The sequence below is a fragment of the Bradyrhizobium sp. CCGB20 genome (genome assembly GCF_024199855.1).
Lineage (GTDB): Bacteria > Pseudomonadota > Alphaproteobacteria > Rhizobiales > Xanthobacteraceae > Bradyrhizobium.
The window spans coordinates 6,771,486-6,795,048 of the sequence record NZ_JANADN010000001.1; the positions used below are offsets into that span (position 1 = coordinate 6,771,486).

The following is a 23,563-nucleotide window of genomic DNA, read 5'->3' on the forward strand; positions in this document are numbered from 1 at the left end:
TGCCTTACGACGCTTTCGCCTTGGGATCGAAAGGGGCTACGTTCGAGTCCCGCTCCCCTCCGGCCTCCACGCCGAACAGACTGGCGATGCGTGTCAGGCGGCTTGCCCCCTCCCCCGTGATGTCCTCGCTGGCTGACAAAACGTCGCGGATCAGCGCGAAAGCTGTGCGCCTTTGATTGACGTCTTCGGGCAACAGCTTTGGAATGGCTGCCAGCGCCCCTTCCCGGTCCAGCAGCAGCATGAAGAACTGCTCGCGCACCAGCATCTTGAACTCCGGCAGCGACATGCGCTCGCCGCCGTGCTCACGGCGAGCCCGCCGCAACGCCTCGATGCTTCGCTCATCGACCATGCCTCGTGCCGAGCCGACATAGAGCAACGCACGAAGAGCGGCCTCGCGCAGCCCGCCCTCACCGATCCCTGACTTCAATTCCGCAATGCGCTTTTCGAGCATCGCACGGTGTTCGGGCGACATTTCCCGCCGGCGGGACGGCTCGGACTTCGGATCGATGCCGACGGCAACCTGAAGCGCGGGCGAGCCATACACGTTGAGGAAGATCGCCTCGCTCAGCGCCTCCTGCGAATCGCGCCAGCTGTCCAGCGCGTGAACGATCTGCTTGGACATTAGCTCCTGGAACGCCAGGAAAGGATTGTCCTTCGAAACCGGCTTGCGGTTCTCCTCGACCCGTTCGACCACCGAGCTCACGGCGGACATGATCGGGTTCTTTTCGCTGAAGGCTTCATACTGGAGCCGCAGCGGATGCATGTTGCGCGCCAACTCCGCCATCTGCGGCGTCACCATCCGCTTGATCCAGGGTTGGACGTACTTCTGGTAGGCGGCGAGATTGAGCTCCGAGACACGCTTGGCGGTGGCAAAGCGCCGCTCATCCTCGGGTGAATTGCCACCCATGGCGCGGATGTCGTCCAGCGTTCGCGCCTCGCAGCGCATCACCCATTGGCCGACGGCCAGCTCGGCGTTGGCGGTATCGGCACCCTTGGCTTCGAACGTGGCTTCATAGAGCCCGGGCGGCAGCACGTCGATCAGGTCGATATTGCTCGAGAACTCGGCATGCTCCTTCTTCGCCACGCCGCCGGACACGAAGATGCCGAGATGGCCGACGCTTTCATGAACCGTATAGACGATGGTCTGCCCATAGGCCCTGATCTCATCGACGTCGGCATAGCAGTCAAGGATCCAGTCCAGCGCCTGTTGTGGCGGCGTGATGTTGTCGCCCTTGGAGCAGAACACCACGATCGGCGAGCGGATATTGCGCAGGTCCACTTTGCGACCGCCGGACATTTCGATCTTGCCAGCGGCGAGGTTGTTGCCGATGAAGAGCTCGTCGACGATGAACTGGATCTCCTCGGCGTTCAGGTTGACATGCCCGCCCCACCAGCGTTCGAATTCGAGATAGCGATCGGCTTCGGTGTCGACCTTGGAATAGACGTTGTATTGCTTGGTCCAGAGCGTGTTCGAGGGATTCTGGTTTTCGAAGTTCTGCACCAGCCAGGCACCATCGAACTTGCCGGCACCGAGATCGCCGGCCAGTGCCGTCAGCCAGCTTCCGCCCAACAGGCCCCCCGAATAGCGCATCGGGTATTTGCCATGCACGCCCGCCCAGTAGGCCAGCGGTGCGCCGGCGATGATCAGCGGCCCGAACAATTCCGGACGCAGCGATGCCAAAATCATGACGGCCCAGCCGGCCTGGCAATTTCCGATCACGCACGGCTTGCCGTCCGCGTCCGGGTGTCGGCTGATGACTTTCTCGATGAACAGCGCCTCGGCGTGCGCGACGCGCTCGATCGTCTGCCCCGGCATCGGCTCGGGCAGGAAGCCGATGAAGTAGCAGGGGTGACCGGCGTTCATGGCGACGCCGATTTCGCTGTCTGCCTTGAAGCCGCCAATGCCCGGACCGTGACCGGCACGCGGATCGATCACGATGAATGGCCGCCGCTTCAGATCGATTTCGACGTTCTTGGGCGGAATGATGCGGACAAGCGCATAATTGACCGGCTCGTCCAGCTTGCGGCCATCGATGATCAGTTCGGCGGCGTATTGCAGAACATGGGGCGCCGTCTGTGCGACGTGATCCCGATACTGGTCGCCGCGCTGACGCATGACGTCGAGGAACAGGACGCTGCGCTGTCCCGCATCGACCATGTATTCGATCGCCGATGCGATGAGTTCGGATATCGGACCGCCCGGCAGGCTTGCGTTTTCCATCGCCATGTTCCGCCTCACTGTCGCGCGAATTCATTCAATGCGGTGCGGCGCGGCGAACGTTGATCTAGGTCAACGATCCGGGTTCGCGTTTGTTCGGTATGGGGCGATCGTCGCGGATCCAGGCGGCCATCAGTTCCCAGGCCACCGACAGAATGATCGGTCCGATGAAGAGGCCGACGATCCCATGCGCGAGCGTCCCGCTGATCACGCCTATGAAGATGACGAGCGTGGGCGTCGTCAGACCACGCCCCATCACCAGCGGCTTCAATATGTTGTCGAGCACTCCGACAATGCAGAGATAGATGGTCAGCAGTAGCGCGGTCGTGAAATCCTTGTCCATCCAGATCCAGATGATCGCAGGCAGGATCACGATCGCCGCGCCGATCTGCACGATGGTGAGGAGCATGACCGCGAAGGCGAGCAGTCCGGCACTCGGGATATCGGCGAGTTTGAAACCGATGCCGGCCAGCAGGGCCTGAACCACGGCGACGCCGATGACCCCCTGGGATACCGCGCGGATGGTGGCACCGGCCAATTCAAGGAAGTGCTCGCTTTGCTCGGGCACGATGTGGGACAGAAACTCCCTGCCGGCTGCGACCAGCCGCGGTCCATAGGGAAAGAGGAAGCCGGCCACCGCAACCGAGAGGAGAAACTTGAGCGTGCCCATCCCAGCATTGCCGGCAAGGGCCAGCATCGTTCCGGCCAAAGGCTTGAGATGCGGAGCCACCTCTCGCAAGGCTGCTCGAATATTGTTCGAGGCCTGATTCCAGAGCTCATAGATCTGCGGGCCGACGAGCGGCCAGTCCTTCACCCGCTCGGGTGGAGAGGGAACCACCAGGTCGCCCGCGCTGAGCGACCCGGCAAGTTCCTGCACCCCCGCGACCGCACTCACACCGAGCCAAGTGGCCGGCCCGATGATGATTCCGAGATTAATGATCGTCAGGATCGCGGCGGCCGTCTTGGGTCGCCCGCCCAGGCATTTTGCCAGCCAGGCGAACAGCGGATAGAAGGCGACGGCCAGGACCGCGCTCCAGGCCAGGATCGGCACGAAAGGCCGGAGCAGGACGAACGTCCACGCGATCAGCAGGGCGAGCAATCCAAGCCGAAGCACAAGCTGGATGATGTCGCTTCCGGACAGGAGCTGGCGAATGGTCTTCAAGAACGCGCCTTCATCTCGACCAGGCAGGTGCCGTCTAGGCTAGCTGCCGCTCTGGTGCGGTGAGCTTGATCCAGATCAAGCGACCGCACCTCATCGCGCCAGCTCGCTGCGCCGCTTCGAAATCCTCGCGGCTGTTGGTTCTCGAAGACGGACGACGCTTTCGGGCCGTTGACGGCTTAACCACCTCGGCGTAACGTTCCGGTTGGTTCCGGATCGCCGTCCGAATGAAATCGGGACGGCTCGAGTAGAAGCCCTCCAGATCCCCTCATGCTTCGTGATGAGAAATCCGCTTCGCAGGGTCCCCAGGAACGTTCTTCGGCCGTAGCGCTCACCAGAAACAATGATGATCGCCCAAGCGACAAGGATCGCCCCGTCGCGACGAGCAACGAAACATCCGCCTTCCATGGTGTGGACGAAATCGCCCCAGATGTCTTTGCGTTGCCGGACCATAGATTCGGATCCGGGCAAGACGCCTCCCCGCCCTCCGATTTCCTCTTGAGACTAAGGGCGCGCATGCGGCAAGGGATGAATGTCTGGCGCCGCCACGTTCACGAGGATCAAGCGCGTCAAGTCAGGCGAACTTCAAGTACAAGCGTCGAGCGCGGGCTGCTCGCGGTGCTGAGCCTGCTCGTCATCATGAGCTGCGCCGGCGCGGTCGGCGCTCTCATGCAGGTCAAGTCCTTGAAATCAGAGTTGGCCATCCTGCAGCGCGAGCTCCCTCCGCTGAAGGAGCGGATAGCAGCGCTCGATCAGATCGAAAGAAGAAAAGAAGTTCAGGAGAAACAGAGCGAGCAAAAAGCCCAATCATTGCGAGAGACGCGCAGCGAACAACCCCCGCTTGTTCTTTCGCGCGAGGAAATTCAGCTCATTCGCGACTATATCAAGCCTGCTCCCGTCGTCGGCTCTCCCACGGCGGCGGTCAATGTTGGGGATGCCATCGCCGGGCCGACCATCCCCTTTCCGTCTCCGGTCACGGAGAAGATACCCAAATTGCTCGGCGCGACTTTCGCGATACGAAATGGGGTAATTGTCATTGTCAGGAAGGACAGCCGCAAGGCCGACGCTGTGCTGGGACCTTGACGGACATCCGGCCATGGCCGGATGGATGCGAGCTGGACGAAGGCAGGATAGAAGGCTGCAGGCTTGTCGTAGCTGGGTGGCTGCAATATTTTCGAGTTGCGATGAGCGAAGCACCACCGATCGTTCGCAAAGGCACCCGATGACCATTACCGTTCGTCCAATGACTTTGCAGGAGACTGCGCTGATCATTGAATACTTCCACGCAGCGACGCCAGAGCACCTGGAAATGCTCGGGGTCGATCCGACGCGATTGCCGCCGGCATCGCAATGGCAGCGGCTCTATGAGCAGATGTTCGACCATCCCGTTGAGCAGAGAGGCAGCTTTCTGGTGAGCTGGCTTAGCGATGATAGGTTCTTTGGGTTCTCGACTGCCGACAAGATCCGCGTTGGCCAGCAAGCAAATATGCACCTTCACATCACGGATCCCTCACTCCGCAAGCAGGGGATCGGCGTAGAGTGCGTCAGGCAGACCGTCGAACTGTATTTTCAGAGTCTAAAGCTGAAGCAACTCTTCTGTGAGCCCAATGCGTTCAATGTGGCTCCTAACCGCGCTCTACAAAAGGCAGGTTTCAAGTACGTCAAGACGCACATGACCGTTCCGGGCCCTCTTAACTTTCATCAAGCAGTAAACCGCTGGATGATAGATAGAGGCTGAGGGCATCTAACGGACCGCTGTCGACGAATTTATGAGTACGCGCTCCAGCAGAAAGCTAACGACGGCTGGGCGATACGAATTGGACCCAAGTGCGATCGTGAAGATCAAGCGTCCGTCTGCACCGGGCTGAGATAGAGCAAGTGCGAAATGACGCACGACAGCAGAGTCATTCCCAGAATCCCTGCCATCATATAGAACCCTTCGCCTGCCGGGACCGCGATCCACCCCAATGCAGCCTGAGTGGTTCGAGGCGCGGGGCTCTGCCACGACATCAGCAGGAAGCCCGCGTAGCCGGCCGCAAACTGTGTCGACACGGCCAGGGGCAATCTGGAGCGCGTCACGAGTCCGGCACAGGCCAGCGCAAAGATCGGCACCGCAATCCCGAACAACTGGAAGCCTGCCAGGTCAACGTATCCGCTTAGCGCCTCATGACTGCGCTGGAATAGCCCGAACACCCCCAGATTGAGGTGCCAGAGCGTCTCGGAGGAAGGCGCGCACTCAAGGGCACGGGCGGCAAGCTCGGCCGACAGCGTGGCCACGAACAGCGCCAACGGTCCCAGAAACTGGAGCTGGAATAGCCGACTCATTCAACAAGGTTAACTTCACAAACGTTGACCTTGCTTTAAAAGCTCCCGCTCTCCTGCCGGAGATCGCACTGCGTCACCCCGTACGGCATCACCCGCTAAGGCTCGTCAGGGCTGGTTGTTCGGCGGTCTTTCGATGAATCTGCGGCTGCCATTGAGCAGTTCGAGATTATTGGCGATGACCGGATTGCCCGGATCGAGTGAATAGGCTTTCTCGAACTTTCGCCGCGCAGCATTCAGATTGCCGCGCAGCATGTAGGAATAGCCCTGATCATTCAGGATCTGGACGGTTTCGCCGCCAAGGCGGATCGCCTGCGCATAGGCTGGATCGGCCAGATCAAAGCGGCGCAATCGGTCGTAGCTCGCCGCGAGGCCGATCCAGGCCGTCACGTCCTTGGGCGACTTCTCGACTGCGTCCTTGAAGTAGCGCTGGGAAATCCCGTAACTGCCGCGATTGAAATGCTCCAGCCCAAGCCGCACCGGCTCGTCGGAGGGATAGTATTTGACGTCGGTCGGTTCCTGCACGGGGTCTCCGCCCGGCGGTTCCGCAGGCGCCACGATTGCGGCTTCCCTCAGTGTCTGGTCACACGCTGCAAGGCCGGTCGCCAACCAGCAACACGTCAGCATCAAGATAAGACGCCGCATACTCTTTATCCCCCACGGCCCCGCAAACCCGCTGCGCCGTTCGCAAACAACACTACTCGCCGAAAGCCGCTACCGGCCTCCTGCCCCGCCGATCGGCACCGATACGCCGGCTGACGAACCCGCCCCCAATCCTTCTATGTTGACGTTTTGGTTCGTGGGCGGCCGCTGCCCCATTGCCTCCGTCGCATTTCCGATATCGGGAAGCTGGTCCACAGGTCGCGTGGTTCTGCCATAACGCGTGACAGCGGCGCCCGCACGTCGCGCATCAGTCGCAATCCTGGTATCGCCGACATAGCGCGGCCATGGATTGATCGTGTGCGTGACGGCGTTGACCTGCTTGGCATCGCCGGCGGTCATCGTGATGGTGTCGGAGCGCTGGTAGTAGCGGTCCACCTCGTCATGACCGGCGAGCCCATAACAGCCCCCGAGCAGCACGGGTGCGACCAGAGCCAGATACCTGATGGTCATCTCTCGCCTCCGCTAATTCAGGGTTTTCACGACCGGCGGGTCGGCAGCCGCGGCCGGTAACACGACGGGCGCCCTGACTTCGGGCGCGATGATATGGCCGTACGGTCCTTTCACGTCGCCACCAGAGTTGACGTAGTCGTTATAGCGCTTGCGGACTTCCATCTGCCCGTTGAGGAAGAAGTCGACATCGTTGGCCGGCAGGCGCGAGTCGAGCGGCGAAGCCAATTGCTGGCCGGGTGCGGCCGGCGCGACCAGGCGCGGCGTCACGATGATGACGAGATCCGTTTCCTCCTGCTGGTACGACTTGCTGCCGAACAAGGTTCCAAGCACCGGCACCGAACCAATCCAGGGCAATTGCGAAACGTCCTGACGGTTGCGGGTCTGCAGCAGGCCGGCGATTGCAAAACTCTGGCCGTCCCGCAATTCAACCGTGGTGCGCGCGTCGCGGCGGGTCAGCGCCGGAACCGTTGTCCCCTGAATCATCACCGCATTGGAGAAGTCGAGCTCGCTGACCGATGGCTCGACCCGAAGATTGATCACGCCGCGCGAGAGAACGGTGGGCACGAAGGCCAGCTCGACACCGAACTTTTTGTAGTCGATGGTGACGGTGGGAAAGCCGTTCGTCGTCGTGTTCGGAATCGGTACGGGAAACTCGCCGCCAGCCAGGAAGCGGGCGGCATCCCCCGACAGCGTGGTCAAGTTCGGTTCAGCCAGCCGGCGAGCCAATCCCTTGGTTTCCAGCGCGGAGACCAGCAAGTCCACCGAACCGCCGCCGCTGGTCCTGATGATGCTGGTCAACAAGCTCCCGAACGGGACCGGAGCGATGCCGCCTGCGGTACCGATGAGTGTCTGTGCGGTTCCGAGTATTGGAAGACTACCCGTAGGGGCAGCGCCGACGGCCCCTCCCCCGGCACCGAGCGGACCGTTGTTGGTATTGATGCCACCAATCGGTGATCGACCGGCGGCGGTCACACCACCAAGCCCCGTATTGCCAATGTTGGTGCCATTGGCATTCGCCGCATAAAGGTTCACGCCGAGATTACGCCCCGCTTGTCGACTGACCTCGAGAAAGCGCACCTCCAGCATCACCTGCTGCGGCGCAGCGACGCTCATGGCATTGACGACGGTACCGCCCCTGGCAACGCTGCCGGTGGCAATCGCCACGGCACGCTCGGCAGCGACGGCGTCGGCCGCCATTCCGCTCAACACCACCTGGCCCTCGGACGATGACACACGAATGCCGTGAGAGCCGGTACCGGACCGAATGTTCTGCTGAAGATTGCCGGTATCGATCCCGACCTCGACATCGAGGATCCCGATCTGCTTCATCGAGGAGTCCAGCAAGATGACGTTGGTGGTGCCGGTCTGCTTGCCCTGGATGTAGATCAGGCGATCGCTCAGCGACTTCACATCGATGATGTCGGATGAGCCGGCCACAATGGTGGCAAACGCCGTGTCAACTCTGAACGTTCGCGACTTGTTGACAGTCACCCGGACGCGCTGGACGTCGTTCATCTCGCTGACGAAGACGCCGCCGGAAGACCCCCGCCGGTCTGCGGCCTTTGCGGGATCGGCCGAACTCGACACCGCTAGCCCGGCGCCGAGACCCAACACACTCAAAACGAAAAGGCCTGTTCGTGCTTTGCTCGAAACGCGTACGCACCCCATTTCGATACCCCTTCGCCGCGATCCGCGGCCCCCGCAAATCTACGTACTCGGCGCTTCGCGCAACTCCCCTTCACGCATCCCCGCCGCAAAGTTTACATTCAGTCCCAATACAAATCGTTACTTCGCAATCGAGTTGCTGGCGCGCCCGCATCTGATCTTGCGATCCGCTGTCGCGTGCGACGCCGGAAACATCATCATCCTTCGCGCCACCACCTTGCAAGACGAGACAATTACTGAGTTGCCTCAACTCGGGAAAAACTTGCAAGTTGTTGCCAGCGCGCACCACTCTTGTCTCCGAGCGCGCTAATCGGTCGCACGATCGGCTTCGGGTTTTCCGTTTCCCGTCCGCGCAGCAAGCTCCATATCGATTTTCGGGAACGCGGCGCCCGTGGTCGCTTACCTTCTTACCGTCGCGCAGGCGCATTTCAGGATGGCTCCGCTAGAATGGGACCTGAGTGGACGCGCTCGGCGCGTTCAATGCCGTGCCCCATACCGGCACGAGCATGGTGAAGCCCGGTTCAGATGCCGTCACGGTGAAAGCGGAGCCGGCCATCGTCATACCCAGCGTCGGGGACAGGCCGCCGGCATACAGGAAGGGGGCAATGGCCCGTTTGGCCGCCGCCGACGGCAAAGGATCCCCGCTGCAGGTCGGTGCCGTCTTGTTGATCGCGGCATTGACATAGCAGTCGCTGATCATCATCGATCGAGCCCCGGCATTTGCCAGCGCCCGCAGGGACTGCATCGTTATGGCGTATCGTGCCAGATCGAGGATGGCGAACACCAACGTGAAAAACGCCACCGCGACGACGACGAATTCGAACGAAGCGACGCCGCGCTGATCGAGCTTGCGCATCACTGCACCAACCGCACCGTCTGGACATTCGGCGTAGCGGCCGAATCCTGCTTGCACTTCGAATTGTCGAGATACGTATTTCCGGAAAACGTCACGGCATAGGCAATGAGCTGGTAGCACCCCGTACTGGGGGCAGATGTACTGCTATTGCCGGAATACGTTACGGGAGAATTTGGCACGTAGATCGTGCCGTTGAAGTAGCTCGCCGAGTTGCCGCTGATGTTGACGCCTTTGCTCGAATAAGGCTCATCGTCATAGATAAGAAGATCGGTCATCAAGCCCCTAACTCCCGAAAGCGCTGGTGGCACCGCAGGAGACTTCATCGCCGTGAGCTGTATCGTTGGCCCGCCGGTAATCGTCAGCGACCCGCCCCCGAAGAACACCAACGTAGCCGTTCCCGTTATGAGGGGACTGCCATTTATCTTCACGTTTCCAGTGAAGTAATAGGTGCCGCTCAGCGTCATGCTGTTTATCGACTGAGTGCCGGCGTTGTAGCAGGCGCCTGTCTCGTACGACTTGATCGTTGAACCGCCGCACGACTTGTTAGGAAAATCCGACGTCTTCAATGCCGTGATCGCCGTCTTCAACGCACTCAGCGGATCAGGGATCGCCTGCTGGTAGGTCTGCACCTTGCTGCACTGGTTGCCTCCCGTCTGGGAGCAATCGCCAACCGTGTAGCTCGGCGCGTTGACCTGGATGCCGGTATTGCCTTTGAATCCAATCGCATTTGCCGCGGTGCTGTTTGATGATATCCCGCAATTTGCGGAAGATAACGTCGGGCTGCCCTGGAACGTGATAGGATCCTTCAATGCCAGGACACAGGGAGGTTTCGCGAGCGCATCGATTCTTGCCACGGCCGTCGCCCGTATATTGACAGTGGACAGACCGAGCACCTTCGACAGGTAAGCCGATTGTTGCTGGGCTACGGTGGCCTGGACGTAATTTCCGTTTGCGCCGTTCCATGACGTTAGCGAAGCAACCGTGACCTGCTGTGAGACGCCGCTCGGAAGGCTCGTGCTGCATATGGATCCGGGGTAGGACGTGTCGCCCGAATTGCAGAAGGAGTTCCGCGCCGCCGATTGCTTTGCGCGGTAGTCTAATGATTGTGTATCGGTACACGAGCCGGCAGCGATTGAACATGCAAACCGCAAGGCCCCTGAGTAAGCCGCCGCATCGGCGGCGTTTTGCGCGTGATGCTTGGTCACGTACCACGACCCGGCCTCGGCCCCGAGGGCAATGGCTCCGACCAGCGGCACCATGGCCGCTACGGTTGCGAATGCGACTGAACCTCGACGGGAATGAAGCAGGTTGCGCATGGTGGATCCCTATTGAAACTGCTCCGAATATCGCAGCGTATAGGTGCAATTTCCGGCGGCGCACAAGACCGGTCTCAGGACCATCGGGGCCAACGTCAGGTCGGTCGCATAGGTATAGTACTTGGGGTTCGCGGTATTGCCCGAGGAACAGACAGCGTTGCCGTCACCGCATATGAGCACAAGACTGGAAATGGGATACTTGGGATCGGCCTTGCCGATCGCAGTCGATGCCCAGGTCGACGGGCTGGCGACGTCCGGCGGTGGCGAGTACTGAATCGATTGTCCGAAGGCGCGCAACGCTTGCCGCGCGGATATGTACTGAAAGCCTGCAATCGCGAGGTCGGCGAGCGGGAGAAGGACGGCCAGCATCAAGAAAAGGAAGACCGCCGGCAGCTCGAACGCGACGGCGCCGCGTTGGTCCGCGGCGAAGGGCAGTTTACGTCTTAGGAGCCTGCTCATGGCTGCTATCAATGACCGAACTTGCTGAAGGCACGAATGAGGTGAAGGAACGAACTTCCGCCCAGAACGACAAACATGGCCGGAAGCAGGAACAACACCATCGGAACGGTCAGCTTGGCGCCCAGCTTGTGCGCTCTTTCTTCCAGCTTGGTGATACGTTCCCGCCGCAGGTCCACGGCGATACTGCGCAGCGCCTGGCTCAGCGGCGTGCCGTATTGCAGGCTTTGGCTGATCATGGTGCCGAAGCGGCGAAGTCCATCCGATACGGATCCCAGCTTCTCGAATGCCTCGAAGCGGTTTGGCAACATGCGCAGATCGTCGAGCAGGCCGCGCAGGACCTGGGCCATGGCCGGGTTGGTCCCCACCATTTCCGCCGCGACGCGCTCCAGCGCACTTTCCAGGCCCAGTCCCGCTTCGCTGCACACGACCAGCAGATCGATCGTATCCGGCGTGCCCAGCCGAACGGCCGCGTCAAAGCGGCGCTTCAGAACCCACAGAACCAGTCGCGGCCCCACGATGCCGATCATCACGCCGAAAACCGCGAAGATCAGCATATCCATCGGCTCCCGTCCCGAGAGCTGCGCAGCCAGCAAGGCGAGCGCCGGAAACAGGAACATGCTGACTGTCTTGATGCCGATCCAGACCGGCAAGGCCCGATGATGATTGAATCCCGATGATTGCAGGACCGCCCGCAGCTGCTCCAGATTTTCCTCGGCGTAGAAGCGCCGATACCGCTTCCCGACCGATGACATCCAGCCGACCAGATCCTGCGAGGTCGTCGACCGGTCAGGGATGCCCAGCACCGCATTCGAAACCCGTGTGCCCAGCGCACGGAGATGCACCTCACGGATAATCAGCAACATGGTCGCAGCCGCGACTGCAACGGCAAGGGTCGCCATACCGAGAGCGGCAGTCATAGCGCCGTTTCCCTTCTGATCATCCAGCGTATTACAAAGTGCCCCGCCAGCACCGACGCAATCGCGTAGGCCAGCAGCACGTTTCCGGTCGCGTCGTGGAACAGCAGGTCGACCGATTGTGGACTGATGGTGTAGAGGATCGCGCCGATGATGAGCGGCGCGCATGAAAGCGCCCGTGAGGAGAAGATCACCTCACCTGCCAGAGCCTTCGCGCGGGCTGCCAGCGCCACGCGCTGGCTCACCGTCTCTCCAAGCGTCTGCAAGGTCTCGGCTAGACTGCCACCCGACTTCAACTGGACGGCAAGCGTCACCGCGAAGATTCCGTATTCCGCCACCTGCGTCCGCCGGTAGAGACCCTCGACGGCTTCCTCCGGAGGCCTTCCCAGATTCAGTTCGCTGCATACGATGGCAAACTGCCCCGCTGTCGGTTGCGGCATCTCGCGAGCGATGGTTCGAAACGCTTCGTGCACCGGCAGCCCCGATCGAACGGTGCTGGTCACCAGCTGGATCGTGTCCGGAAGCTGCCGGAACAGCTTGTCGACGTAACGACGTCGCTGCCATCCGAACAGACCGCGCACCACCAAGATGGCGGCACCTGCTGCCGCGATCGAGGCGAAGAGGGTGGGAAATTGCAGCAGGCTGTTGGCGTAAAGTATCGTGGCCGCCGCCACGGCACCGGCAAGCAGCACGTAGGCCGGATGCAAGGCGTAGGGGATCTGCGGCCTGTAGTTGGCCAGTCGGTGGAGGAACAGCGAGCGGGCTCCAGTCTCCGCCCGACGAATTGAAGGCAGACTGGCGGGATGTGAGGCCGGCAGCGCCACCGCGAGCTGACGATCGACGCGCCTTTGCCGCGCGTCAAGCCACAGCGAAGTGCATGCTGCGCACACCAGAAGGCCGAGGACACTCATGATCACGGACGTCGGTATCATATCTGCCTCATGGCCTCGGCCCAGGCTCGGTCAAGTCCGTAATAAAGGAGACGGCTCTTGAACTTCGGGACCGCGTGAGTAGACCGGTAAGTGCCGGACAATCTGCCGTGAACGTCCTCGTCCCTGTATTCGAACGCCGCGATGTCGTTGGTGGTGATCACCTCGCCCTCGAGGCCGGTCACCTCGCTGATCTGGACAATGCGGCGCTGTCCGTCCCGCATGCGCTCGACCTGGACGATGAGATCCAACGCGGCGACGATCTGGGTTCGAATAGCCCGCGAAGGCAGATTGACCTGCCCCATCTGCACCATGTTCTCGATCCGGGTCAGCGCGTCGCGGCTGCTGTTGGCGTGCACGGTGGAGATCGAGCCGTCGTGCCCCGTGTTCATCGCCTGAAGCATGTCGAATGCTTCAGCACCGCGCACCTCGCCTACAACGATCCGGTCCGGCCGCATGCGCAGCGCATTCCACAGGAGATCGCGTTGAGTCACCTGCCCGGTGCCTTCGAGGCTGGGCGGCCGGGTCTCGAGGCTGATCACGTGCGGCTGCTGAAGCTGCAATTCTGCGGCGTCCTCGATAGTGACAACACGCTCGCCATGATCGATGAACTGGCTCATCGCGTTCAGCAGCGTCGTCTTGCCTGAGCCAGTACCGCCCGAGACCAGAACGTTGAGTCGGGACCGCGCCGCAATCTCCAGCAATTGCCCAATGGCCGCAGTCATTGATCCGTTTTCGATCATCCCGGCCATATCCAAGCGGCGGCTCGGAAATTTCCGGATGGAGATGCAGGGGCTATGCAATGCCAGCGGCGGCAGGATGATGTTGACCCGGCTGCCGTCCGGCAGGCGGCAGTCCACCATCGGGCTGGATTCGTCGACGCGCCGGCCGACCTGCGCGGCGATTTTCTGCGCCACCGACGCAATGTGACTGTTGTCGCGAAACCGGACGGCGACCCGCTCGAGCTTGCCGGCCCGCTCGACATAGATGTTACTGGGACCGTTGACCATGATATCGTTGATCGTTTGATCCAGGAGCAGCGGGCGGAGCGGACCGTAGCCCGTCATGTCGTCGGCGATTTCGTCAGCAAGCTGAAGCTGCTCGCGCCCCGACAGCTCGAGCCGCTCCTGGTTGGCGATCCCGTGGATGATCTCCTCGATCTGTCGCCGAAGAACATCGCGTGAGACAGTTGCGGCGGCCGCGGGTTCAATCTGCTCGATGACGCGCTCGCGCAGCGAAGCCGACATCGCGGCATGATGCGAGGCAGGTTCGTTAAGCCGTGGCGGCGACGCCGGCGAACTCGCTATCGACGCTGCCGGGCTAGGCGAAGACACGGGCACGGTCGGCGCCAGTGAAGGCAAGCGAGCCTGCGTGTCGTCTGCGCGTTGACCGAATCTCTTCATAGCCTGAGCAGCCTCCTCAACACTCCCTTCCGCTCGGCATCGACACCCGATATCTCCCGTACGATCGGAGCAAGGTGACGACGCAGTCCCGATACATGCTTGAGCGCCGGAATCCCGAGATTGACCGCCTGCGTCATCCCCTTCCCGAGATCGGGAACCACCATGTCCGGTTCTGCACCCAGCGCCTTGACGATCGTGGCCCTCGGAAGCCCCCCTGCGCGATTGGCGCGGTTGAGCAAGGTAAAGACCCTGTCTTGCCCGGCGATGTTGGTGACGGCCATGCGGAGCGCATGGGCATTGCGAAGCCCGGTCACCTCGGCTTCCAGCAGCACCAGCGCGTGGCGAGAAAGACTGATCACCGGATGCATGGATGGCGGGAACGGCACCGGCACGTCGACGACGATGTAGTTGAAACGTTGGCGGAGCAGACCCAGCACATGCCGAACTCCCGCCTCCGTGATGTCAAGCTGCGCGTCCAGCTCCTCGTCGGCGGAGATCAGGGAGACTCGCTCGTTGACTTCGATTGCGGCGCGCTCGAGGAACAGCGTGTCCGCCCGCATGGGGTTTTCGAGAGCAATCCGCAATCCGGGCCCGGGCCGGACGCCCAGCATCACGGCAGTTTCGCCGCCTTGCAGATGAAGATCGAGCAGCGCGACCTTGGCCTTGGTGGTCTCGGCCAGTTGCAGCGCGAGATTGATGGCGATGCTCGTTGCTCCGGCCCCTCCCTGCGCACCGCAGATCGAAACCACGTGTCCACCGCGATCGGCCGGACCGGGCGCCGCGTCTCCCAGCAGCTTCGGACGCAGTTGGTCCAGCACCATATCCCGCGTCAGCGGCTTCGGAAGATACTCGGTCAGGCCGAGCTCCATCAGCTCGCGATAGAAGGTGATCTCCCTGTCTTCTCCGACCAGGGCAACCCGGACATCCGGCGGGCAGACGCCGGCCAACCTTTGCAGCTCCGCAAATGGGTTGTCGATGCCGCTGATGTCCGTCACCAGCGCGAACAGGTCGGTGTCGGTTTCAAGCATCTTTATGGCGTTGCGGATCGTGCCACGCCTGATCGACAAGTTGCTACCTTCGAGGCCCTTGCGCAGGGCGGCAGCAGTGAGCTCGTCGTTCACAAAGCACACGATGCGGTTACGGGCGACGACGGACGTCGTTTCTTCGGGTGGCGTGGCTACGGCCATGTTCATCGACGTTTCTCCGGCGTCATGTCGAGGTCGCGCATCGCCGTTGCGGTCTTGCGCACAATTTCGGACGAACCGTCGCAGCTCGCGGCGGAATCGATGAGTTGTTCGGTGTCCTGCCGCCTGACCGTGTATTGCTTGACCTCGCCACCGGAATGGACGACCACCGCCGTTCTCTGGCCGGCGATCGCGTTCTGGCGAGCAAGCTCCGGTGACACGTCGCAGCTCGACATCGCGCCGGTGTCCCCCTTGTCCCACTGATCGACCGCTGCCCGTACGGCCAGCGAGAGCGTTCCAAGCTGCTTTGCGACCGTGACTCTCTTGACCTGATCCTGCGTCAGCTCCAGCGACACCGTTTGCGCCAGCCTACCGGCTACGACGCTGATGCCTCGCCCGCCTTCCGTGATCTCCTGGTCGATTGCGATCACCCGGACGTTGCGCAAGACGGTTTCGCTCAGGGCGCGACGCGCCGGATCTGCCTTCTCGAACACCTGGGTCAGTACGACATCCACGTGGTCACCCGGCCTGATCAGCCCCGAAACGCCCGACTCCTCGTCAACCTTGATGCTGATGGCGCGGCTGTCGGGAGCCAGGACGCTGGCGAGAAAGCCCCGATCCCGCGGACGCAAGATGTCCTGCAATGTCACGGGACTGCCTGCCTCGACGAACCTGCGAACCAGAGAACCGGGAAGCCCGACCTTGGACTCCGGCGTTTCGACGATCACGCCGGTCGGGACGCGGTCCGGCGGTACCGAGCGGATCGTGAAATCCTCTTCGCGGGCCAGCGTCCCCTTCGGTAGCGGGCGTGCGGCAACGAAGTAGCCGACGGTCGCGGGCGCCGAAGGTCCCGTGTCGGTGATCTGCACCGGCGCCTGCTTCGGCAGGTTCATGTTGTAGGCAATCAGACCGAGCGCTGTGGCCGCAAGCAGCAGCACCATGATGATCGAAAGACGCAAACTGGACGACATGTCAAAATCCTCGATTGAAAATGCTCCAGATGCCCCCGCCGGTTATGGCGACTCCGTAAGGCAGAGGTGCATGGCGCAGATGACGCCAGCGCTCGACCACGTAGACGCGGCGCGCGATCGACGACCCGGCGGGCGCCAGCTTGGGATATGGCAGGTTGCGCATCAGCAGATGCGCCAGGGCCAGCGCTCCGCCGACCAGCGCGGTGACAGTCAGCAATTCGGCGATGCCCGCGAGGGGAAGACCGACCGCCAGGGCCACCAGCAACTTCACGTCACCGCCGCCCATCCATCCCCGCGTATAGATGAAGAACAGCAGCAGAAAGAGGATCGCAGCCGATGTCAGGGACTCGACGAGTTGCAGCGGGCTGGCGATCTGAGTGGATATCCCGAGCAGCGCCAGCGTCAGACAGATCTCATTTCTGATCAATCGTGTCGCGATATCGAGCGTCGCGACATAGAGCAACAGGAGAATCTCCAGAACCGAGGCTATGGGAACGATCCAACTCATATTACGCGCGCCTCAAACTCATCAAACAAAGCACTTAGGAAAACGCTGATCGCGGATGTCGATGTCCCCCGATCCGAACGCTCGCACTAACCTCCACCAAACGTTGAAACGGCCGTGCCGACCCTGTTCAATGTACTGGTCAGTGCAGTCATGATGGGGCCGGCAGTCGCCGCCTTGAACACGGCGCTCACCGTGGCAACCACAATGGCCGCGACGGCGACGTACTCAAAAGATATCAAGCCGCCGTCATCCGTGCCCAGGCGCCTCAGCGCGCCCGAGGATTTAATGCGATGGGACATGGGAGAAATCCCCGAAGGCAACATTTTCAATAGGGTGATGCGGCTCGCAGAAACAGGAAGTCTTCCAAAATAGAGAAGTGGGCGGAGGGGACTGCCCTCCGCCGGAGCCACACTTACAGCGTGCCGATGGCAGTCGTGATTGCGGTGAGACCGGTGTTGAGCGCGCCTCTGATGGTACCGGCGCCATTACCGTTGAACACGGCGATCACGACGGTGACGACGCAGGCGGCGACGATCACGTACTCGAAGGAGACGACGCCGTCCTTGTCCGAGCGCAGCTGCTTCAAGGATTCCGTGGCCGTGTGAAAAAACTTCGACATAAGACATCCCTCTTGTTAAGATTGGTTAACCCACGAGGCCGCCGGATAATTCGCGCCAGCCACCGACATTCTGAACAACAAACTTGTCGTGCTGCCATCGTTCATTGATCCTACCTCTGTTGGTCCTTCGGTCGTCGCTTGGGTAATCCGAAGTCGGGGGCTACACGTAGTAATACGGTCAAACCGAATTTCTGTATCGGCGCACGAAAAGATGTGCAGATTCGCTCACGCAAGTTGCAGGCAGATCGAACACTCGCAAGCTGACGTCTTGGTGATGCCGCTGTACGTTTCAACCGGAAGGCGCTCTTCTTTCAGACGCACCGCCCTACGTAGCAACCGCCGCTCACCCGTTTGCATTGTATCGGCAGCGCGGAGGCTCCTTGATGATAGCCGCCGCCTATCGCGGCGCCTCGTCCAAAGGACTCTGGTCTCGTGGGCTTGCCTCTACTGGCAATGGTGAGCTTCATCTCGATCCTCCCGCGCACACGTGTGCACACGCGGAGACCCACCATCGCGCGCCGCTGACGCGGGATTCCGATCTTGTCAGCTGAGCAACGACGCTATCGGACAGGAACGGAGCTCGACTTGCGATGCTCAACTTCAGCATCTCGCCGGCCAAGGCGTTGAACGGTGGGCGCACCTGGGCTCGAAGCTGGGCTCGCTGATTAAGAGCGGGATCCGCCAGAACAACAGATAACATATCGAACGATGATCCCGCATCAGTTCATATCAAACTGTTGCAAATGTGTATTATTTGTTCGCTAGAGAGTGGCAATCAACGTTACGGGGGCTGGCGTCACGGCTCAGCGAGCGGTGCTTGGTCATGACACGACCATGAGCCGAGATACTCCTAGCCGGTAGAGTTATGCGACGATCAATGCCTCTCCCGCTGCCTTTGGAACCAGAGAGGGCGAGATGCCTCGGTCGGGTGGGACTTCCTTGCCGTCGCGATAGCACCCTTTTGCTCCGAGCAGCCGCCCACTCGCCCAGGATGTGATCGACGATGGACATGCCGTCGCACAGAGCCCGTGTCGACTATCGCGCAGGGCGCGAAGAAGCTTCGTCCTCGATGTCGGCCTTGATCGACCAGCTGTCCGGACTGGCCCGACGGCAATATTGGGTCATTCTCATCGTGCCTGCGGTGGCAATAGCCATCGCCCTGGCCTATCTGCTCGTCACTCCCTCGCAATACACCGCGACCGCCACGCTTTTGATCGACAGCAGCACGCTGCGGGTCCTGCAGAACCAATTGCAGCCGCAGGGCGATATTCCGCTCGACACGCTTCAGGTGGGCTCGCAGGTCGAAATTCTCGCGTCGCGCAAGCTGGGCCTCGACGTCGTAAGGAGCCTCAAGCTCGCCGACGATCCGGAATTCGCCAGTGGCTGGAGCCTGTTCTCGCGTCCGGACGCCACCTCCGACACGATGGAGGAACGTGAGCAGAGGGCGCTCGATGAGTTTCTTGCCCACCGTTTCATCACGCGCGGCGACAAGACCTATGCGCTGAACATCTCATATATGTCGCGCAGCCCCGTGACCGCCGCCAAGGTCACCAACGCGATCGCCGAGGCCTATATCGACGACCAGCTCGGCGCGAAATACCAGACGGTCACCCGCGCAGGCGCCTGGCTGCAGGACCGGATCAACGAGCTGAAGTCGAAGGCAGCGGCAGCCGACCGCGCCGTCCTGGAATTCAAGGAAAAGAACAACATCGTCGATCTCGGCGGACCGAACGTGTCGGCCGGCGCTTCGAGCCGGCTTATCGGCGAACAGCAGCTGTTCGAGCTGAACAGCCAGCTCGCCACGGCACGCGGCGCCACCAGCGAGGCCAAAGCCCGGCTCGACCGGATCGAGCAAGTCCGGAGAATGGACGTCAGCGAAGGCGCCGTCGCAGATATTCTGAAGAACGAGGTCATTACGCGCCTTCGTAACCAGTATGTCGACCTGTCTGCCCGCGAGGCCAACATCTCGACGAGATACGGCTCGGACCATACGGCCGCGATCAATCTGCGCGACCAGATGGAGGAGACGCGCCGAAATATCCGCGGCGAGCTCGGACGGATCGCGGGCAGCTACAAGAGCGATTATGAGATCGCCAGGACGCGCGAGGAGAGTTTGGAGCGGTCGCTGGCCAGCCTGGTATCGGAGGGTCAGCTCACAAACCGCGATCGGCTTGGACTGGCCGAGCTCGAAAGCTCCGCCAAGGTCTATCACACGCTCTACGACACTTTCCTGCAGCGCTACATGGAGGCGATACAGCAGCAGTCGTTTCCGATCACCGATGCGCGCGTGATCAGCCCTGCCGTCGCGCCGAAGAAGAAAAGCAAACCGGTGGCGTCATTCGTCCTCGCCATCGCGCTCACCATGGGGCTGATGGCGAGCTTTGGAATTGCAGCCTGGCGCGAGGCGGTCGACAGTGTCTTCCGCACGGCACGGCAGGCCGAGCAGGAATTGGGCGTCCGCTGTCTTTCGGTGATCCCGCTTGCGACTGGCCAGGCACCTCTTGCACCGTCGCTTCCGCGATCGATCCCTGCCGGATTCGACGATGAGGCCGATCGAGAAGACTCACCGTCCCAAACCGTGGAGAACGTGGCGGCGGCTGCCCCCCATTACGCATTCATCGACCCGTTGAAGCGACGCGCGGTCGACGATCCGATCTCGGTATTCACCGAAGCATTTCGCGCAATCAAGATGAGCGCGTGGCTGGAGTCGACCATCCGCGAGAACAGGCTGATCGGTATCACTTCGACCGTCGCCGGTGAAGGCAAGTCCACTGTCGCCTCGAACCTCGCGTCCCTGTTGGCGGATGCCGGCAAACGCGTGGTCTTGATCGACGCGGACCTGCGCAATCCCACGCTTGCCCGCTCGCTTACCCCACGACCGTCAGCCGGATGGCTGGAGGTGCTGAGTGGCAGGATCGATCTCGCGCAGGTCACTGGCCGAGAGGCCGCCACGGGACTGGCGCTGCTTCCTCTGCTCCTGACCGAGGCGCCGGTCCATTCCGACGAAGTGCTGGCGTCGGAGGGATTTCGGACCCTCCTCGATCGACTTCGCGCAAGCTATGATTACGTCATCGTCGATCTTCCACCGATCGCACCTGTCGTCGACGTTCGCGCGATCGTCCCGGTGATCGGCTCTTTCGTATTCGTCGTGGAATGGGGAAGCACCAGGATCAAGGCAGTGCGGCGCCATCTGTTGGCCGAGCCGGACCTTCACGACCGCCTGCTGGGCGTGGTGCTGAACAAGGCCGATCTGAGAGTTCTCGAGAAATTTGAGCAGCCGGGTGTTTATCAAAATGGATACTACAGAAATGGCGGCTAGAGCTGCCGTTGATTTAGCGCTTGAAGGGCGCCGCGCCGGATCTCGCTTCGGCGGGAGCGAGCTTTAGGATGAACAAGCCTATCGCTCTCATCACCGGTATCACCGGTCAGGACGGCGCCTATCTCGCCGAATATCTGCTGTCGCTCGGCTATGTCGTGCACGGCATCAAGCGGCGCTCGTCCTCGTTCAACACCGCGCGGGTCGACCATCTCTACCAGGACCCGCATGTCGGCAACGTGCCGTTCCTGATGCACTATGGCGACATGACGGACTCGACCAATTTGATCCGCCTGGTGCAGCAGATCCGGCCGACCGAGATCTACAACCTGGCCGCCCAGAGCCACGTCGCCGTCAGCTTCGAGAGCCCGGAATACACCGCCAATGCCGACGCCATCGGCGTGCTGCGCCTCCTGGAAGCGATCCGCATCCTCGGCATGGAGAAAGAGACGCGGTTCTACCAGGCTTCGACCTCCGAGCTCTACGGCCTCGTGCAGGAGATCCCGCAGAAGGAGACCACGCCGTTCTATCCGCGCTCGCCCTACGGCGTCGCAAAGCTTTACGGCTACTGGATCACGGTGAACTACCGCGAAGCCTACGGCATGTTCGCCAGCAACGGCATCCTGTTCAACCATGAGAGCCCGATCCGCGGCGAGACCTTCGTCACCCGCAAGATCACGCGCGGCGTCGCGCGCATCGAGGTCGGGCTCGAAGACACGCTCTATCTCGGCAATCTCTCGGCCAAGCGCGACTGGGGCCATGCGCGCGACTATGTCGAGGGCATGCACATGATCCTCCAGGCCGACACGCCCGACGACTTCGTGCTCGCCACCGGCGAGACGCGCTCGGTGCGCGAGATGGTCGAGCTGTCCTTTGCGCATGTCGGCCGCCGCATCGAATGGCGCGGGACGGGCGTCGAGGAGACCGGCGTCGATGCGAAGAGCGGCAAGACGGTGGTGAGGATCGATCCGACCTATTTCCGTCCGACCGAGGTCGATCTCCTCGTCGGCGATGCCAGCAAGGCGCGGGACAAGCTCGGCTGGAAGCCGAAGCGCAGCTTTGCCGAGCTCGTCGCGGAGATGATGGCCAGCGATCTGGCGGAGGCAAAACGGGACGCCGGCCGTGGCAAGCGCACCGTTTGAGCTGAGGGGCAAGACCGTCTACGTCGCGGGCCATCGCGGCATGGTCGGCAGCGCGATTGCGCGCCGGCTGGCGCGGGAGGACGTGCAACTCGTCACGGTCGACCGGCGCGAGCTCGATCTGTGCAACCAGGCCGCCGTGTTCGACTGGTTCGCGAAGGTGCGGCCGCAGGTGATCTTCCTCGCCGCGGCGAAGGTCGGCGGTATCGTCGCCAACGACACGCTGCGCGCCGAGTTCATCTACGACAACATCGCGATCGCGGCGAACGTGATCCAGGCGGCGCATCAGACCGGCGCCGAGAAGCTGATGTTCCTGGGCTCGTCCTGCATCTATCCAAAACTGGCGGCGCAGCCGCTGCACGAGGATTCGGTGCTATCAGGCCCGCTGGAGCCGACCAACGAACCCTATGCCATTGCCAAGATCGCCGGCATCAAGATGGCGGAGGCCTATCGCAGCCAGTATGGCAGCGACTTCATCAGCGTGATGCCGACCAATCTCTATGGCCCCGGCGACAATTATCATCCGGAACTGAGCCACGTCGTTGCCGCGCTGATCCGCCGCTTCCACGAGGCGAAGGTCGCGGGCGCGCAGCGCGTCGCGGTGTGGGGCACCGGCACGCCGCGGCGCGAGTTCCTCTATGTCGACGACATGGCGGACGCCTGCGTGCACCTGATGAAGACCTATTCCGGCGCCGGCCTCGTCAACATCGGCACCGGCGAGGACATCACCATCGCCGAGTTCGCGCGTGTCGTGGCTGACATCGTCGGCTACCGCGGCGAGATCGGCTTCGACACCTCGCGCCCCGACGGCACGCCGCGCAAGCTGCTCGACGTCAGCCGTCTCACAAAGCTCGGCTGGCGCGCCACGACCTCGCTCGAGGATGGATTGCGGCGCGCCTACGAAGCGTACCTGTCGGACCATCCAGCCGCAGCACGTCCAACCGTCTCGAGTTTTACGCTAGACCCGTGAAAACGATAAGACAGGCCGGAAGGTCGGTTCTGGCACTAGCCGTTGTCGGGGCGCCGCAATCGCGTGCCCTGGCGCGCCCTAAGCTCCTCTTCGTATTTCAGCTTTTCCAGCAGCATGTCGGTCACGAGACGTCGCAATTGCGCATTCTCAAGCTCTAACCGCTTGATCGTGTCCACAGTGCTGGCGTCGCTCGGTCCGGATGGCCGGTCATCGATCTCGCCGCGCCGACCATCAAGCGGTGCTGAAGAACCAGGCATCTTCTTCCAGCGGTGGTAGGTCATTATGCTGACGCCTAGCGCCTTCGATATCTCTCGCTGGGTCTTCCCCTTGGCCGCAAGTTCGTTGGCCTGCGCCAGCTTGGCCGAAATCTCCTCCGAGGCATGCCTCTTGCCAACCATAGTAGTCCTCTCCGGCCAGAATCTCGCCAGTCCGGACTTAGTAAGCGCGAATCGTGAACGTTTTCAATAGGCCGGCGACAAATCCTGGACCGGCTATCGACCGG

24 protein-coding genes are annotated in these 23,563 nt (G+C 61.7%); 6 read left to right on the forward strand and 18 right to left on the reverse strand.

Going from position 1 to position 23,563, the window contains the following annotated elements; translation table 11 throughout:
* Positions 1 to 4 precede the first annotated feature (4 nt).
* From NLM15_RS31805 to NLM15_RS31815, 3 genes are read right to left on the reverse strand one after another with little or no spacing between them, the layout of a single operon-like run.
* Positions 5 to 2,227: a DUF3141 domain-containing protein gene (locus tag NLM15_RS31805; RefSeq protein ID WP_254121712.1), complete on the reverse strand. Its 2,223-nt coding sequence runs from the start codon at positions 2,225 to 2,227 to the stop codon at positions 5 to 7.
* Between the two features lie 58 nt (positions 2,228 to 2,285).
* A complete protein-coding gene (locus NLM15_RS31810) occupies positions 2,286 to 3,380 on the reverse strand; it encodes an AI-2E family transporter (RefSeq protein WP_254121713.1) in 1,095 nt (364 codons plus the stop codon).
* A gap of 34 nt (positions 3,381 to 3,414) precedes the next feature.
* Positions 3,415 to 3,639: a hypothetical protein gene (locus tag NLM15_RS31815; protein ID WP_309144968.1), complete on the reverse strand. Its 225-nt coding sequence runs from the start codon at positions 3,637 to 3,639 to the stop codon at positions 3,415 to 3,417.
* An 8-nt stretch (positions 3,640 to 3,647) separates the two neighbouring features.
* Here NLM15_RS31815 and NLM15_RS31820 point away from each other — a divergent pair, with 8 nt between their 5' ends.
* A complete protein-coding gene (locus tag NLM15_RS31820) occupies positions 3,648 to 4,460 on the forward strand; it encodes a hypothetical protein (RefSeq protein WP_254121714.1) in 813 nt (270 codons plus the stop codon).
* A 139-nt stretch (positions 4,461 to 4,599) separates the two neighbouring features.
* Positions 4,600 to 5,115: a GNAT family N-acetyltransferase gene (locus tag NLM15_RS31825; RefSeq protein ID WP_254121715.1), complete on the forward strand. Its 516-nt coding sequence runs from the start codon at positions 4,600 to 4,602 to the stop codon at positions 5,113 to 5,115.
* 104 nt (positions 5,116 to 5,219) lie between these two features.
* On the opposite strand, the gene NLM15_RS31830 is transcribed toward NLM15_RS31825, so the two are convergent.
* From NLM15_RS31830 to NLM15_RS31890, 13 genes are all read right to left on the reverse strand, one after another.
* Positions 5,220 to 5,654, reverse strand: a complete 435-nt coding sequence (locus NLM15_RS31830; protein WP_254121716.1) for a hypothetical protein — start codon at positions 5,652 to 5,654, stop codon at positions 5,220 to 5,222.
* A gap of 153 nt (positions 5,655 to 5,807) precedes the next feature.
* Complete coding sequence (locus NLM15_RS31835) at positions 5,808 to 6,224, reverse strand: tetratricopeptide repeat protein (protein ID WP_254121717.1); 417 nt, start codon at positions 6,222 to 6,224, stop codon at positions 5,808 to 5,810.
* Between the two features lie 189 nt (positions 6,225 to 6,413).
* A complete protein-coding gene (locus NLM15_RS31840; RefSeq protein WP_254121718.1) occupies positions 6,414 to 6,812 on the reverse strand; it encodes a hypothetical protein in 399 nt (132 codons plus the stop codon).
* A 12-nt stretch (positions 6,813 to 6,824) separates the two neighbouring features.
* Positions 6,825 to 8,480, reverse strand: coding sequence for a type II and III secretion system protein family protein (locus NLM15_RS31845; protein WP_254121719.1), 1,656 nt, complete (start codon positions 8,478 to 8,480; stop codon positions 6,825 to 6,827).
* A 439-nt stretch (positions 8,481 to 8,919) separates the two neighbouring features.
* The gene (locus tag NLM15_RS31850) at positions 8,920 to 9,333 is read right to left on the reverse strand and encodes a TadE family protein (RefSeq protein ID WP_254121720.1); all 414 of its coding nucleotides are present in this window, start codon (positions 9,331 to 9,333) and stop codon (positions 8,920 to 8,922) included.
* On the reverse strand, positions 9,333 to 10,649 hold the full coding sequence (locus NLM15_RS31855; protein ID WP_254121721.1) for a pilus assembly protein TadG-related protein: 1,317 nt from the start codon (positions 10,647 to 10,649) through the stop codon (positions 9,333 to 9,335). The genes NLM15_RS31850 and NLM15_RS31855 overlap by 1 nt, the downstream gene beginning before the upstream one ends.
* A 9-nt stretch (positions 10,650 to 10,658) precedes the next feature.
* Complete coding sequence (locus NLM15_RS31860) at positions 10,659 to 11,108, reverse strand: hypothetical protein (protein ID WP_254121722.1); 450 nt, start codon at positions 11,106 to 11,108, stop codon at positions 10,659 to 10,661.
* Positions 11,109 to 11,116: 8 nt separating this feature from the next.
* A complete protein-coding gene (locus NLM15_RS31865) occupies positions 11,117 to 12,025 on the reverse strand; it encodes a type II secretion system F family protein (RefSeq protein ID WP_254121723.1) in 909 nt (302 codons plus the stop codon).
* The gene (locus NLM15_RS31870) at positions 12,022 to 12,954 is read right to left on the reverse strand and encodes a type II secretion system F family protein (RefSeq protein WP_254121724.1); all 933 of its coding nucleotides are present in this window, start codon (positions 12,952 to 12,954) and stop codon (positions 12,022 to 12,024) included. The genes NLM15_RS31865 and NLM15_RS31870 overlap by 4 nt, the downstream gene beginning before the upstream one ends.
* Positions 12,951 to 14,354: a CpaF family protein gene (locus tag NLM15_RS31875; protein ID WP_254121725.1), complete on the reverse strand. Its 1,404-nt coding sequence runs from the start codon at positions 14,352 to 14,354 to the stop codon at positions 12,951 to 12,953. The genes NLM15_RS31870 and NLM15_RS31875 overlap by 4 nt, the downstream gene beginning before the upstream one ends.
* Positions 14,351 to 15,547, reverse strand: a complete 1,197-nt coding sequence (locus NLM15_RS31880; protein WP_254121726.1) for a pilus assembly protein CpaE — start codon at positions 15,545 to 15,547, stop codon at positions 14,351 to 14,353. The genes NLM15_RS31875 and NLM15_RS31880 overlap by 4 nt, the downstream gene beginning before the upstream one ends.
* Positions 15,544 to 16,509, reverse strand: coding sequence for a Flp pilus assembly protein CpaB (cpaB, locus tag NLM15_RS31885; RefSeq protein WP_254121727.1), 966 nt, complete (start codon positions 16,507 to 16,509; stop codon positions 15,544 to 15,546). Before cpaB ends, NLM15_RS31880 begins: the two co-directional genes overlap by 4 nt.
* A gap of 1 nt (position 16,510) precedes the next feature.
* On the reverse strand, positions 16,511 to 17,017 hold the full coding sequence (locus tag NLM15_RS31890) for a prepilin peptidase (RefSeq protein ID WP_254121728.1): 507 nt from the start codon (positions 17,015 to 17,017) through the stop codon (positions 16,511 to 16,513).
* Between the two features lie 114 nt (positions 17,018 to 17,131).
* Between NLM15_RS31890 and NLM15_RS31895 the strand changes: the two genes are divergently transcribed.
* Entirely contained in the window at positions 17,132 to 17,389 is a 258-nt protein-coding gene (locus NLM15_RS31895) for a hypothetical protein (RefSeq protein ID WP_254121729.1), read from the forward strand.
* Between the two features lie 40 nt (positions 17,390 to 17,429).
* Here the strand turns inward: NLM15_RS31895 and NLM15_RS31900 are convergent, their stop codons facing one another.
* Positions 17,430 to 17,636 (reverse strand): Flp family type IVb pilin, encoded by a 207-nt coding sequence (locus NLM15_RS31900; protein ID WP_254121730.1) that lies wholly within the window; start codon positions 17,634 to 17,636, stop codon positions 17,430 to 17,432.
* Between the two features lie 1,009 nt (positions 17,637 to 18,645).
* Between NLM15_RS31900 and NLM15_RS31905 the strand changes: the two genes are divergently transcribed.
* The 3 genes from NLM15_RS31905 to NLM15_RS31915 all read left to right on the forward strand — a co-directional run bounded on the left by NLM15_RS31905 (position 18,646) and on the right by NLM15_RS31915 (position 23,061).
* Positions 18,646 to 20,955, forward strand: a complete 2,310-nt coding sequence (locus tag NLM15_RS31905; RefSeq protein WP_254121731.1) for an AAA family ATPase — start codon at positions 18,646 to 18,648, stop codon at positions 20,953 to 20,955.
* Between the two features lie 68 nt (positions 20,956 to 21,023).
* Positions 21,024 to 22,094: a GDP-mannose 4,6-dehydratase gene (gene gmd, locus NLM15_RS31910; protein ID WP_254121732.1), complete on the forward strand. Its 1,071-nt coding sequence runs from the start codon at positions 21,024 to 21,026 to the stop codon at positions 22,092 to 22,094.
* Entirely contained in the window at positions 22,075 to 23,061 is a 987-nt protein-coding gene (locus tag NLM15_RS31915; protein WP_309144948.1) for a GDP-L-fucose synthase, read from the forward strand. The genes gmd and NLM15_RS31915 overlap by 20 nt, the downstream gene beginning before the upstream one ends.
* A 35-nt stretch (positions 23,062 to 23,096) precedes the next feature.
* On the opposite strand, the gene NLM15_RS31920 is transcribed toward NLM15_RS31915, so the two are convergent.
* The gene (locus tag NLM15_RS31920; RefSeq protein WP_254121733.1) at positions 23,097 to 23,459 is read right to left on the reverse strand and encodes a helix-turn-helix domain-containing protein; all 363 of its coding nucleotides are present in this window, start codon (positions 23,457 to 23,459) and stop codon (positions 23,097 to 23,099) included.
* Between the last annotated feature and the right edge of the window lie 104 nt (positions 23,460 to 23,563).

What these genes read in the sequence shown, in the direction of transcription:
- NLM15_RS31860 (WP_254121722.1), bottom strand. Translation starts at nt 11,108, where the DNA reads ATGAGCAGGCTCCTAAGACGTAAACTGCCCTTCGCCGCGGACCAACGC.
- gmd (WP_254121732.1), top strand. Translation starts at nt 21,024, where the DNA reads ATGAACAAGCCTATCGCTCTCATCACCGGTATCACCGGTCAGGACGGC.
- NLM15_RS31840 (WP_254121718.1), bottom strand. Translation starts at nt 6,812, where the DNA reads ATGACCATCAGGTATCTGGCTCTGGTCGCACCCGTGCTGCTCGGGGGC.
- NLM15_RS31890 (WP_254121728.1), bottom strand. Translation starts at nt 17,017, where the DNA reads ATGAGTTGGATCGTTCCCATAGCCTCGGTTCTGGAGATTCTCCTGTTG.
- NLM15_RS31855 (WP_254121721.1), bottom strand. Translation starts at nt 10,649, where the DNA reads ATGCGCAACCTGCTTCATTCCCGTCGAGGTTCAGTCGCATTCGCAACC.
- NLM15_RS31880 (WP_254121726.1), bottom strand. Translation starts at nt 15,547, where the DNA reads ATGAACATGGCCGTAGCCACGCCACCCGAAGAAACGACGTCCGTCGTC.
- NLM15_RS31805 (WP_254121712.1), bottom strand. Translation starts at nt 2,227, where the DNA reads ATGGCGATGGAAAACGCAAGCCTGCCGGGCGGTCCGATATCCGAACTC.
- cpaB (WP_254121727.1), bottom strand. Translation starts at nt 16,509, where the DNA reads ATGTCGTCCAGTTTGCGTCTTTCGATCATCATGGTGCTGCTGCTTGCG.
- NLM15_RS31850 (WP_254121720.1), bottom strand. Translation starts at nt 9,333, where the DNA reads ATGCGCAAGCTCGATCAGCGCGGCGTCGCTTCGTTCGAATTCGTCGTC.
- NLM15_RS31825 (WP_254121715.1), top strand. Translation starts at nt 4,600, where the DNA reads ATGACCATTACCGTTCGTCCAATGACTTTGCAGGAGACTGCGCTGATC.
- NLM15_RS31865 (WP_254121723.1), bottom strand. Translation starts at nt 12,025, where the DNA reads ATGACTGCCGCTCTCGGTATGGCGACCCTTGCCGTTGCAGTCGCGGCT.
- NLM15_RS31870 (WP_254121724.1), bottom strand. Translation starts at nt 12,954, where the DNA reads ATGATACCGACGTCCGTGATCATGAGTGTCCTCGGCCTTCTGGTGTGC.
- NLM15_RS31920 (WP_254121733.1), bottom strand. Translation starts at nt 23,459, where the DNA reads ATGGTTGGCAAGAGGCATGCCTCGGAGGAGATTTCGGCCAAGCTGGCG.
- NLM15_RS31900 (WP_254121730.1), bottom strand. Translation starts at nt 17,636, where the DNA reads ATGTCGAAGTTTTTTCACACGGCCACGGAATCCTTGAAGCAGCTGCGC.
- NLM15_RS31845 (WP_254121719.1), bottom strand. Translation starts at nt 8,480, where the DNA reads ATGGGGTGCGTACGCGTTTCGAGCAAAGCACGAACAGGCCTTTTCGTT.
- NLM15_RS31875 (WP_254121725.1), bottom strand. Translation starts at nt 14,354, where the DNA reads ATGAAGAGATTCGGTCAACGCGCAGACGACACGCAGGCTCGCTTGCCT.
- NLM15_RS31820 (WP_254121714.1), top strand. Translation starts at nt 3,648, where the DNA reads ATGCTTCGTGATGAGAAATCCGCTTCGCAGGGTCCCCAGGAACGTTCT.
- NLM15_RS31905 (WP_254121731.1), top strand. Translation starts at nt 18,646, where the DNA reads ATGCCGTCGCACAGAGCCCGTGTCGACTATCGCGCAGGGCGCGAAGAA.